The following is an 11,457-nucleotide window of genomic DNA, read 5'->3' on the forward strand; positions in this document are numbered from 1 at the left end:
CACCCCGGCCGCCACCCACGGCAGCCGCTCGGCCCCGAGCCCGGCCGAGAGCGCGAGCCCCGCCGCGCCGGAGCCGACCGCGCTGCCGAGGTAGAGCGCGGAGTTGTTCAGGGCGAGCGCCACCGTGCCGCGCTCGGCGGACAGCGCCAACAGCCGGTGCTGCTGCGGCACTTGCAGGGCCCAGCCCGCCGCGCCCCAGACCACGAGCGCGGGGAAGGCCGCCGCGCCGAGCAGCGGAAGGGACACCTCCGCCACCACCAGCGCCGCCATGACGCCCGCGACCAGGGCGTACACCCGCCCCCACCGGTCCACCAGCGGCCCCGCCAGCACACTGCCCAGCACCCCGCCGATCCCCCAGGCCCACAGGTACGGCGCCACGTCGCCCTCGCCGACGCCGCCCGCGGCCTCCAGGACCGGCGCGAGATACGTGTAGAGGCCGAGGCTCGACACCGCCGCCAGGAAGGACACCCCGACGACCGGCAGGACGGCCCGGTCGGCGAGCGCCCCGAGCCGCGCCCGCACCGGCACCGGCGGTTCGGCCGGGACCTGCGGCAGCCCGAGGGCGAGCCCCGCGAGCGCCACCGCGCCGAGCCCGGTGACCAGCCACATCGTCGACCGCCACGAGGTGTGGTCGGCGAGCAGCACCCCGAGCGGTACGCCGAGCACCGTGCCCGAGCTCATGCCGCCCATGACCAGGGCGAGGGCCCGGCCGCGCCGCTCCGGCCCGGCGAGGGACGCGGCGGCCGCCGTGGACAGCGCCGAGTAGACCCCGGCGCCCACCCCGGCCACGACCCGCGAGAGGAGCAGCACGGCGAGGCCCGGCGCGAGCGCGGTCGCGCCGTTGCCGAGGGTGAAGACGGCGAGCGAGGCGACGATCAGCACGCGCGGGCGGGCGCCCGCCAGGAGGCCCGCGACGAGCGGCGCGCTCACCGCGTACGCGAGCGTGAACACCGTGACCATCTGTCCGGCGAGGGACACGGTCGTGTCCAGGTCGTCCGCCACCACGGGCAGCAGCCCCGCCATCACATAGGCGTCGAGCCCCAATGTGAAGGCCCCCAGCATCAGCAGCCATATTCGCCGCACCGCACCCAGCTCCCTTCGTCCCTACGTACGACGGCACGGGTCACGCGCCGTCGGGACGGAAACGTAGGCAGTCTCCGGTTCGCCGGGGAAATGCCTGCGGAGGTGCATTTATGCTCCGGAGGCATGGATGCCCCGCACCCCGGCCCCGAGACCGCCCCCGATGGAGTCGAGCTGCGCCACCTGCGCGCCTTCCTCGCCGTCGCCGACGAGCTGAGCTTCACGGGCGCCGCCGCCGTCCTGCGCGTCGGCCAGCCCGCGCTGACGCGCACCGTGCGCGCCCTTGAGGAGTCCCTCGGCGCCCGCCTCCTCGACCGCACGACCCGCAGCGTCGAACTCACCGACGCCGGCCGCCGGCTGCGGGACGACCTTGCGCCGCTGCTGTCCCGCCTGGACGCGACCCTGTGCGCGGCCCGCGGCGGGCCTCCGCTGCTGCGGCTCGGCTTCACCTCGCTGCTGCCGGAGGCGTGCGGCCCGCTCACCGCCGCGTTCGAGGCCGTGACCGGCGCGGGGGTGCGGCTCGTGCGGCGCGACGAGCCGCTGGCCGTGCGGCGCGACGAGCCGCTGGCCGGGCTCGCGTCGGGGGCGTGCGACGTCGCGGTCGTACGCGGTGAGATCCCGCCCGGCGCGGCCGTGCGCAGCCGGGTGCTGCTGTACGAGCCGCGCGTCGCCGTCGTCGCCCGCGGCTCGGCCGACCTGGCGCACCGGCGGGTCGTCGACTGGGCGGAGCTGGCCGACGTGCCCCTCGTCGTGAACACCGTCACCGGGACCACCCGGCCCGACCTGTGGCCCGCCGCGCGGCGCCCCCGGCTCGCCTGCACCGCCGACAACTTCGACGAGTGGCTGGAGGCGGTGGTCGCGGGGCACGGGGTCGGCGTGGCGCCGGAGCCGGTTGCCCGTCGGCACTCGCACCCGGGGCTGCGCTACGTACGCCTCAAGAACGCGCCGCAGGTCGCCGTGCACCTGGCGGTCCCGGCGCGGGACGCGCATCCGCTGGCTGAGCGGTACTGGGCGCTCCGCCCCCAGACCCCCGAATCGGCCTGAACGGCCTCGTCCTCAAACTCCCCCAAGCTCTTAAAGAGCAGGGGGGACCCCCTCGACGGGCTAGAACCAGCCACCGGCACATCAATTCAGTGACGGATCGTCCGGGTACGTCGCCACCATCGCCAGTTCGCTGCGCTGGCGGCGCAGAACCGCCCGCCAGAGCTGCTCCGGGTCCGGCGAGGACACATCGCCGGGCTCGGACTCGACGACGTACCAGGCGCCCTCGACCAGTTCGTCCTCCAGTTGCCCGGGGCCCCACCCCGCGTACCCCGCGAAGATCCGCAGGCTGCCGAGCGCGGAGGCGAGCAGTTCCGGGGGCGCCTCCAGGTCGACCAGGCCGATCGCGCCGTGGACGCGGCGCCAGCCGAGGGGGCCCTCCTCGCCGGGGATGACCGCGACGCCCAGGGCCGAGTCGAGGGAGACCGGGCCGCCCTGGAAGACCACGCCGGGCGCGCCCGCGAGGTCGCCCCAGCCCTCCAGGATGTCCGCCACGTCCACCGGCGTCGGGCGGTTGAGCACCACACCGAGGGAGCCCTCCTCGTCGTGGTCGAGGAGCAGCACCACCGCACGGTCGAAATTGGGGTCCGACAGGGCAGGCGTGGCCACGAGCAGCCGCCCTGTGAGCGAGGACACCTCGGTCATGCCAGACATGATCCCGCATCTTGGGCCCGCGCGGGGAGGCAATGGGGCGACGCGGGGGTACCCAGCTCAGAGGGTGCCGGGACGGCTGTGGCGGCCCGTCGGCGCAGTGACCGTGAGCGTCCGGTTCCGCACGGTTCGTGTTGTAGCGGACTCATGACGTGTTTGAGCCCGCCTTGGGCTTACTGAAGGGGGGTACGCGGCCATTACGCTTACCCTTTCGTCCCCCCGTCCACCTCATCGGAACGCGAGATTCATGACCGTCACCGACGATGTCCTGCTTGTCCACGGCGGCACCCCGCTGGAGGGTGAGATCCGTGTCCGCGGCGCGAAGAACCTCGTGCCCAAGGCCATGGTGGCCGCGCTGCTCGGAAGCGCTCCGAGCCGGCTGCGCAATGTCCCCGACATCCGCGACGTACGGGTCGTACGCGGCCTGCTGCAACTGCACGGTGTGACGGTCCGCCCCGGTGAGGAGCCGGGCGAGCTGCTGCTCGACCCCTCGCACGTGGAGAGCGCGAACGTCGCCGACATCGACGCGCACGCCGGCTCCTCGCGGATCCCGATCCTGTTCTGCGGACCGCTCCTGCACCGCCTCGGGCACGCCTTCATCCCGGGCCTCGGCGGCTGCGACATCGGCGGCCGGCCCATCGACTTCCACTTCGAGGTGCTCCGCCAGTTCGGCGCGACCATCGAGAAGCGCGCCGACGGCCAGTACCTGGAGGCCCCGCAGCGGCTGCGCGGCACCAAGATCACCCTGCCCTACCCGTCCGTCGGCGCCACCGAGCAGGTGCTGCTCACGGCGGTGCTCGCCGAGGGCGTGACGGAGCTGTCCAACGCCGCGGTGGAGCCGGAGATCGAGGACCTGATCTGCGTCCTGCAGAAAATGGGCGCGATCATCGCCATGGACACCGACCGGACCATCCGGATCACCGGTGTCGACAAGCTCGGCGGCTACACCCACGCGGCCCTGCCGGACCGCCTGGAGGCCGCCTCCTGGGCGTCCGCGGCGCTGGCGACCGAAGGCAACATCTACATCCGCGGCGCCCAGCAGCGCTCGATGATGACGTTCCTGAACACCTACCGGAAGGTGGGCGGTGCCTTCGAGATCGACGACGAGGGCATCCGCTTCTGGCACCCGGGCGGCCAGCTCAAGTCCATCGCCCTGGAGACGGACGTCCACCCCGGTTTCCAGACGGACTGGCAGCAGCCCCTGGTCGTCGCCCTGACGCAGGCCACGGGCCTGTCCATCGTCCACGAGACGGTCTACGAGTCGCGCCTTGGCTTCACCTCCGCGCTCAACCAGATGGGCGCCCACATCCAGCTCTACCGCGAGTGCCTGGGCGGCTCCGACTGCCGCTTCGGCCAGCGCAACTTCCTGCACTCCGCGGTCGTGAGCGGCCCCACCAAGCTCCAGGGCGCCGACCTGGTCATCCCCGACCTGCGCGGCGGCTTCTCGTACCTGATCGCGGCCCTGGCGGCCCAGGGCACGTCCCGCGTGCACGGCATCGACCTCATCAACCGCGGCTACGAGAACTTCATGGACAAGCTGGTGTCGCTCGGCGCGAAGGTGGAACTCCCGGGCAAGGCGGCCCTGAGCTAGGGAAAAGCCCGGCCGGCGATTGAGGCCATCTTTTGACGGCACGCAAAGAGGGCGGCCACCCCACGGGGTGGCCGCCCTCTTTCGCTGCTTGAGGCTACTTGCCCTTAGCGGCTTCCTTCAGCTTGGAACCAGCCGAAACCTTGACGCTGTAGCCGGCCGGGATGTTGATCGGCTCGCCGGTCTGCGGGTTGCGGGCGGTGCGAGCGGCACGGTGGGTGCGCTCGAAGGTCAGGAAGCCGGGGATGGTGACCTTCTCGTCGCCCTTGGCAACGATCTCGCCGACGGTCTCGGCGAACGCGGCCAGCACGGCGTCGGCGTCCTTACGGGTCACCTCGGCGCGGTCGGCCAGCGCGGCCACCAGCTCACTGCGGTTCATTTTGTACTCCCGTGTTCTTCTTGCTGTTGAGGCGTGCCTCGCGGCGGAGCCGCATATCGGGCACAGTGAAGCCGATGCTGCCAGGGTCCTGAGGCGGCCCCCGGACCCGGGTCCGTCGTCGGACCCTCACGCCCAGAGACGCATCCTGCCCCCACCTGCGGCGGGAAAGCCAATCCGGCACCCCTGGGAGTCACACGAAAAGCGCCCTTTCTCGGCTGAGTGCCTCGAAATGGTGACGCTCCGTCCGCTCCCGGTGCCGGACCGCATGCCTGCCTGACCGATGGGACCGGCGCAGGCCCTGGCGGGGGCCGGTAAGGCCGCGCGGGCCCTGAGGCCCGCGTCCCGCCACCCTAGAGGGCCGTCACGGGCGCCACGTTCCGCGACGCGCCGTGCGGTCAGGCCGTGGCGCCCGTCACAGCCACCCCCGCCGCCTTGGCGGCGCCCCGCACCGCTCCGGCGACCGCGCCCGCGACCTTGTCGTTGAAGACGCTGGGGATGATGTAGTTCGGGTTGAGCTCGTCCTCGGTGACCACGTCGGCCAGGGCGGTGGCCGCGGCCAGCATCATCTCCGTGTTGACCGTACGCGACTGGGCGTCGAGCAGGCCGCGGAAGACGCCCGGGAACACCAGGACGTTGTTGATCTGGTTGGGGAAGTCCGAGCGCCCGGTGGCCACAACTGCCGCCGTCTCGCGGGCGATTGCGGGGTCGACCTCCGGGTCCGGGTTCGCGAGCGCGAACACGATCGCGCCGTCCGCCATGGCCGCGACATCGTCGCCGCCGAGCACGTTCGGGGCCGAGACGCCGATGAACACGTCGGCGCCGACGACGGCCTCCTTGAGGGTGCCGGTGACGCCCTCGGGGTTGGTGTTGTCGGCGATCCAGCGCAGCGGCGAGCCGGCCGCGGCGTCCACCAGGTCCTCGCGGCCCGCGTGCACGACGCCGTGGATGTCGGCGACGACGGCGTGCTTCACGCCCGCCGCGATGAGCAGCTTGAGGATGGCCGTGCCGGCCGCTCCGGCGCCGGACATGACGACGCGCACGTCCCCGATTCCCTTGCCCACCACGCGAAGCGCGTTGGTCAGGGCGGCGAGCACGACGATCGCGGTGCCGTGCTGGTCGTCGTGGAAGACGGGGATGTCGAGGGCCTCGCGCAGCCGGGCCTCGATCTCGAAGCAGCGCGGCGCGGAGATGTCCTCCAGGTTGATGCCGGCGAAGCCGGGGGCGATGGCCTTGACGATCTCGACGATCGCGTCGGTGTCCTGGGTGTCCAGGCACAGCGGCCAGGCGTCGATGCCGGCGAAGCGCTTGAAGAGGGCCGCCTTGCCCTCCATGACCGGCAGCGCGGCCTTCGGGCCGATGTTGCCGAGACCGAGCACGGCGGAGCCGTCCGTCACGACCGCAACGGAATTGCGCTTGATGGTGAGGCGGCGGGCGTCCTCGGGGTTCTCGGCGATCGCCATGCACACGCGGGCGACGCCCGGGGTGTAGACCATGGAGAGGTCGTCGCGGTTGCGGATGGGGTGCTTCGACTGCATCTCGATCTTGCCGCCGAGGTGCATCAGGAACGTACGGTCGGAGACCTTGCCGAGGGTGACGCCCTCGATGCCGCGCAGTTCCTCGACGATCTCGTCGGCGTGCGCGGTGGAGCTCGCAGCGATCGTGACGTCGATGCGCAGCTTCTCGTGGCCGGAGGCCGTGACGTCGAGGCCGGTGACGGAGCCGCCGGAGGACTCCACGGCCGTGGTGAGCTGGGAGACCGCGGTTCCGCTCGCGGGCACCTCCAGCCTGACCGTCATCGAGTAGGAGACGCTGGGCGCCGTTGCCATGGCGGACTTCCTCTGCTTTCACCTTGTAGCTGTTGCCGTCCGATCGTCGCACCTACCGCTGAGTACGTGGTAGCCGCCCCGGATTGCGGACGTTTTGTTCACGGACCCGTGGGTGCACGTTCGGAAACCGACTTCCACCATACGAGAAGTTGAAGCGAACAGAAAGAGGTCCGCGCCACTTGGTGACGCGGACCTCTTCGGTGCTTCTCTGCACTTCTCAGGTGCTTCTTACGTTGAGTGACACCGACCCGCCATGCTCGCCTCGCGGCAAGTGGTCGCTCGTAGCGACGAAGGTTGGGCCCGGGGGCTTGGATCGGGCCGGTGCCACATCAACGGTAACAAACGATGCTCGTAAGGCAATTCCCGTCGCGGGGGTCAATCCCTGAGCAGGTCGGGCACGCCGTCCGCGTCCGGGTCGTCGCGTTCGCCCGAAAGGACGGTGAGCTGCTGCGTGGCCCGGGTCAGCGCCACGTACAGCACGCGCAGGCCCGCCGGGGACTCGTCGGCGATCTCGGCGGGCGAGACGACGAGGGTCGCGTCGTACTCCAGACCCTTGGCCTCCAGGCTGCCGAGGGCGACGACGCGCTCCCCGAGCCCGGCGAGCCAGCGGGCCGCCTGCTCGCGGCGGTTCATGGCCACGACGACGCCGACGGTGCCCTCGACCCGCTCCAGGAGGCGGGCCGCCTCGTCGCGCACGGACTGCCCGAGGTCCCCTTCGCGTACGACCGCGAAGCGCGGCTCGATGCCGGTGGAGCGGACAGCCGACGGGGACTCGGCGCCCGGCATCGCGAGGGCCAGGACCTTCGCGGCGAGGTCGGCGATCTCGGCCGGGTTGCGGTAGTTGACGGTGAGGGTGAAGCGGCGGCGCGGGCGGGTGCCGAGGGCCTCGTCGCGGGCCGCCGCGGCCTCGTCCGGGTCGGACCAGGAGGACTGCGCCGGGTCGCCGACGACCGTCCAGGTGGCGTGCCGGCCGCGGCGGCCGACCATGCGCCACTGCATGGGCGTGAGGTCCTGCGCCTCGTCGACGATGACGTGCGCGTACTCGACACGTTCCGCCGCGAGGCGTTCGGCGCGCTCGCGCTGGGACTCCTCGCGCTGCGGCATCAGCTCGTCCAGGCCGGTGAGCAGGTCGAGCGGGTCCAGGTCCTTCTTCTTGCGGGGGCGGTGCGGGGTGCCGAGGATCGCCTGGAGCTCGTCGAGCAGGGCCACGTCGTGGACGGACAGGGCGTCGCGTCTGAGGGAGCGGGCGACCTTGCGGACCTCGCCGGGATTCAGGATGCGGCGGGACCAGCGGTTCAGGCTGCGTTCGTCGCTCATCGCGGAGAGGACGGCGCGGGGGGTGAGTTCGGGCCACCAGGCGTCGAGGAAGGCGAGGAAGTCGTCCTCCGACGTGATGTCCTCGTCGAAGGACGAGCGGAGTTCGGCGGCGAGTTCGGGGTCGTCGTGTCTTCCGGCTGCGCCGGACTGCTCCCAGAGGGCGTCCAGGAGGAGCTTTCTCGCGCGGGGGCGTAGCAGGTTCACCGGGGCGGTGCCGTTCAGGGCCGTCTGGCGGATACGGGACAGTTGGGCGCTGTCGAGCTCCAGGCGGCGGCCGAAAGCGACCACTCTGAGGCGGGTGGGGGTGCCCTTGTTCGCCTCGCCTTCGGCTTCGGGCTCGTCCTCGCCGAAGGCGAGTTGTTGTGCGCTCGCCGTTGGCGACTGGCCGTTCGCTCTCCTTGGGTCGGGAGCCGCCCCAGCGGCACGACTGCCCACAGCTGTAGCGGGGTCCTGTTCCAGTGCGCCCCTCGCTGCACGCCGCAGCACCCTCAGCATGCGCGACGAACCCTTGACGCGGGCCACCGCCGGGGTGTCGTAGACGGAGGCTTCCGTGCTGTCCACCAAGGAGCCGACCGCGCGGATGGCTACCTGGCCCTCTTCGCCGAGGGACGGCAGGACGCCCTCGGTGTAGGCGACCAGGAGGGGGGTCGGGGAGACGATGAGGATGCCGCCGGCGTACCGGCGGCGGTCCTGGTAGAGGAGGTACGCGGCGCGGTGCAGGGCGACGGCGGTCTTGCCGGTGCCGGGGCCGCCCTCCACGTACGTCACCGACGCGGCGGGCGCGCGGATCACCAGGTCCTGCTCGGCCTGGATCGACGCCACGATGTCCCGCATGGAGTGGCTCCGGGCCTGGCCGAGCGCGGCCATGAGGGCGCCGTCGCCGACGACGGGCAGCTCCTCGCCGTCCAGGAACGCCGTCAGCTCCGGGCGCATCAGGTCGTCCTCGACGCCGAGGACCTTGCGGCCCTTGGAGCGGATGACGCGGCGGCGCACGACCCGGCCCGGGTCGACCGGGGTCGAGCGGTAGAAGGGCGCGGCGGCGGGCGCGCGCCAGTCGATGACCAGCGGTGAGTAGTCCGCGTCCAGGACGCCGATGCGGCCGATGTGCAGGGTCTCGGCGATGTCGGCGTACGTGCCGGTCTCCTCGGCGCGGACCGCGCCCTCCGCCGGTTCGACCGCCGTGTACGCGCCGTCGGGGCCCTTCTTGCCGTCCTTGCCGAGCAGCAGGTCGATGCGGCCGAAGAGGAAGTCCTCGAACTCGTTGTTGAGGCGGTTGAGATGCACACCCGCGCGGAAGACCTGCGCGTCGCGCTCGGCGAGCGCGCCCGGCGTGCCGACCTGGCCGCGCTTGGCCGCGTCGTTCATCAGGAACTCGGCCTCGTGGATCTTCTCTTCGAGGCGGCGGTAGACCTGGTCGAGATGTTCTTGTTCGACGCTGATCTCGCGCTCGCGTACGTCGGCCACCGGGGCCCCTTTCCTGACGTGCTGCTGCCCGTATTGAGCAGCCGTCCACCGTACGCGAAAGGGACCCCGCTTGTGCAGTCGTCGGGCCGTCGCCCGGCGACTCTGCCTCCGCCTAGACGTCCACCTCCACCAGGCGGTCGCCGTCGAACGTGCGCACCTCGAAGTGGTCGATGTCGTTGCGGTCCAGCGCGGCGCCGCCGTGCACGTACAGCGGGTTCTGGGCCGCCTGGTGCGGGCTGTCCTTGATGCCGTAGCCCCACTTGGGCACGGACCAGGTCGTGACGGTCTCCTTCTCGCCGTCCTTGCCGACCGCGATCAGGGAGCACTTCAGCGGGCCCTTGACGTTCTTCAGCTCCAGGACGGTGTGGGTGCCCCACGCCTTCTTCTCGGTGCCGACGGTGGCGGTGACCTTCGTCCTGGGGTCGGTGGCGGCGATCTTGTCGTCCATGTGGTTGAAGAAGGCGTCCTCGGCGGGGGACGTGGGGTGCGGGTCGCCGCCCGCCACGTCCTTCGTGCCGCCGTCGTCGTCGTTCACCGCGAGGACCGCGAGCGGGCCGCCGATGACGAGCGCCGCGGCCGCCGCGACCAGGTACATCCCGCGCCTGCGCCGCTGCGCGCGCTTGGCCGCGACCTCGTCCACCAGCCGGTCCGCGAGGCGCGGGCTCGGCCGGGCGGCGAGCTGTTCGCCGATCTCCGGTACGCCGCGCCGGTGGCCGCGCGCGGCGGGGATGCCGCCGGGCGCCGCGCCGCCGAAGCCGGCACCCGGGCCCGGGCCGCCGTACCCGGGACCCGAACCGGGCAGCCCGGCGCCGGGGAAGTCCGCGAGCGCGGCCAGCATCGGCTCCATGCCGGAGAACTCCTCCAACTGCCGGGCGCAGAAGTCGCAGCCCGCCAGGTGCGCCTCGAAGGCCGTGGCCTCCGCGTCGTCGAGGATGCCGAGCGCGTAGGCGCCCACGGTCTCGTGCACGTCGCCCGGGCCTGAGCCGCCGTCGGAGCCGGGGCCGGGGCCCCACGGGCCCTGCCCGTGGCCGTGTGCGCCGTGTGCGCCCGCGTCGTACGGCTTACTCATGCCGTCACCCCCCGCTCCTCCAGCGCAAGCTTCATCGAGCGCAACGCGTAGAAGACCCGCGAGCGCACTGTCCCGCTGGGTATACCCAGTGTCTCCGCCGCCTCATTGACCGTACGCCCTTTGAAATAGGTCTCGACAAGTACCTCCCGGTGCGCGGGAGTCAGGTCCTCCAACGCGTCCGAGAGTGTCATCAGCCACAGCGCCTTATCGATCTCGTCCTCCGCGGGGATGACCTCCAGCGGCGACGGGTCGACCTCCTGCGGCCGGGCCTGCCGGCTGCGGTGGCCGTCGATGACGATGCGGCGCGCGACCGTCACCAGCCAGGGGCGTACCGAACCGGTGGCTCGGTTGAGCTGACCGGCGTTCTTCCAGGCACGGATGAGCGTTTCCTGTACGACATCTTCGGCGCGCTGCCGGTCCCCCGCCACAAGGCGGAGCACATAGGCCAGAAGTGGCCCCGCGTGCTCGCGGTAGAGGGCGCGCATGAGCTCTTCGTCCGGCTCCGGGGCGGGTACCGGCGTCAGTCGATGTCGTCGGTGCGGGCGTTCATCGGCCACGGCGGAATCCTTGCGCACGTCTGCCTCCGCTGTCCGCTGTTCGTCTCGGCTGCCCATGTCGGCCGTGCTCTCCGCCCTGGTCGGTCTCGTCGGCCTCGCTGGCTGGTCACCCTGGACGTACGGACGGCGGTGCGGGCGCGTTCAACGCGCGGCGAGAAAGTTCCGCGGCGCGGGCGGGGACCGCCACATCGGCGGACGAACGTTCCGGCTCAGGCCCGCGCGAGCGCCGCCCGGCGGCGGTGCCGGGCCACCCGCTCCCGGTTGCCGCACACCTCGCTGGAGCACCAGCGGCGCCGGCGGCCGCGCGAGGTGTCGAGGTACACGATCGGGCAGCTGTCGCCCTCGCACTGGCGGAGCAGCGAGCGCGCCACCGGGTCGGTGAGCAGTTCCACGGCATCCCGGGCGACGGCGGCGAGCAGCGCCGGGCGGCCGGGGGCGGCGTGCAGGGCGCGGGTCAGGCTGCCGTCCGCGCGCCGCACGGCGAG

General features: G+C 72.2%; 10 protein-coding genes. 2 read left to right on the forward strand and 8 right to left on the reverse strand.

All coding sequences use genetic code 11. From position 1 onward, the window contains the following. Positions 1 to 1,083 (reverse strand): MFS transporter (locus STRAU_RS35005; RefSeq protein ID WP_037663988.1); only part of this gene is annotated, 1,083 nt, incomplete at its 3' end. Between the two features lie 123 nt (positions 1,084 to 1,206). Between STRAU_RS35005 and STRAU_RS35010 the strand changes: the two genes are divergently transcribed. Continuing rightward, positions 1,207 to 2,124, forward strand: coding sequence for a LysR family transcriptional regulator (locus STRAU_RS35010; RefSeq protein ID WP_016645137.1), 918 nt, complete (start codon positions 1,207 to 1,209; stop codon positions 2,122 to 2,124). 81 nt (positions 2,125 to 2,205) lie between these two features. On the opposite strand, the gene STRAU_RS35015 is transcribed toward STRAU_RS35010, so the two are convergent. Next, positions 2,206 to 2,766 (reverse strand): YqgE/AlgH family protein, encoded by a 561-nt coding sequence (locus STRAU_RS35015; RefSeq protein ID WP_016645138.1) that lies wholly within the window; start codon positions 2,764 to 2,766, stop codon positions 2,206 to 2,208. Positions 2,767 to 3,019: 253 nt separating this feature from the next. On the opposite strand from STRAU_RS35015, the gene murA reads away from it, so the two are divergent. Beyond that, positions 3,020 to 4,363: a UDP-N-acetylglucosamine 1-carboxyvinyltransferase gene (murA, locus tag STRAU_RS35020; RefSeq protein WP_016645139.1), complete on the forward strand. Its 1,344-nt coding sequence runs from the start codon at positions 3,020 to 3,022 to the stop codon at positions 4,361 to 4,363. 94 nt (positions 4,364 to 4,457) lie between these two features. Here murA and STRAU_RS35025 read toward each other — a convergent pair whose 3' ends face one another. From STRAU_RS35025 to STRAU_RS35050, 6 genes are all read right to left on the reverse strand, one after another. Further along, on the reverse strand, positions 4,458 to 4,739 hold the full coding sequence (locus STRAU_RS35025; protein WP_016645140.1) for an HU family DNA-binding protein: 282 nt from the start codon (positions 4,737 to 4,739) through the stop codon (positions 4,458 to 4,460). A gap of 395 nt (positions 4,740 to 5,134) precedes the next feature. Beyond that, positions 5,135 to 6,565: an NAD-dependent malic enzyme gene (locus STRAU_RS35030; RefSeq protein ID WP_016645141.1), complete on the reverse strand. Its 1,431-nt coding sequence runs from the start codon at positions 6,563 to 6,565 to the stop codon at positions 5,135 to 5,137. Positions 6,566 to 6,940: 375 nt separating this feature from the next. Continuing rightward, complete coding sequence (locus STRAU_RS35035; protein ID WP_016645143.1) at positions 6,941 to 9,346, reverse strand: HelD family protein; 2,406 nt, start codon at positions 9,344 to 9,346, stop codon at positions 6,941 to 6,943. 112 nt (positions 9,347 to 9,458) lie between these two features. Further along, on the reverse strand, positions 9,459 to 10,415 hold the full coding sequence (locus STRAU_RS35040; protein WP_016645144.1) for an anti-sigma factor family protein: 957 nt from the start codon (positions 10,413 to 10,415) through the stop codon (positions 9,459 to 9,461). Beyond that, on the reverse strand, positions 10,412 to 10,990 hold the full coding sequence (locus STRAU_RS35045; protein ID WP_229697274.1) for a sigma-70 family RNA polymerase sigma factor: 579 nt from the start codon (positions 10,988 to 10,990) through the stop codon (positions 10,412 to 10,414). Before STRAU_RS35045 ends, STRAU_RS35040 begins: the two co-directional genes overlap by 4 nt. Before the next feature lie 191 nt (positions 10,991 to 11,181). Next, positions 11,182 to 11,457, reverse strand: a 276-nt coding sequence (locus STRAU_RS35050) for a CGNR zinc finger domain-containing protein (RefSeq protein ID WP_037663993.1), incomplete at its 5' end; no start/stop codon positions are given.

Source organism: Streptomyces aurantiacus JA 4570, assembly GCF_000414115.1.
Classification (GTDB): Bacteria; Actinomycetota; Actinomycetes; order Streptomycetales; family Streptomycetaceae; genus Streptomyces; species Streptomyces aurantiacus_A.

Excerpts from the sequence above, each read along its gene's own strand:
- STRAU_RS35010 (WP_016645137.1), top strand. The coding sequence starts at position 1,207 with ATGGATGCCCCGCACCCCGGCCCCGAGACCGCCCCCGATGGAGTCGAG.
- STRAU_RS35015 (WP_016645138.1), bottom strand. The coding sequence starts at position 2,766 with ATGACCGAGGTGTCCTCGCTCACAGGGCGGCTGCTCGTGGCCACGCCT.
- murA (WP_016645139.1), top strand. The coding sequence starts at position 3,020 with ATGACCGTCACCGACGATGTCCTGCTTGTCCACGGCGGCACCCCGCTG.
- STRAU_RS35025 (WP_016645140.1), bottom strand. The coding sequence starts at position 4,739 with ATGAACCGCAGTGAGCTGGTGGCCGCGCTGGCCGACCGCGCCGAGGTG.
- STRAU_RS35030 (WP_016645141.1), bottom strand. The coding sequence starts at position 6,565 with ATGGCAACGGCGCCCAGCGTCTCCTACTCGATGACGGTCAGGCTGGAG.
- STRAU_RS35040 (WP_016645144.1), bottom strand. The coding sequence starts at position 10,415 with ATGAGTAAGCCGTACGACGCGGGCGCACACGGCGCACACGGCCACGGG.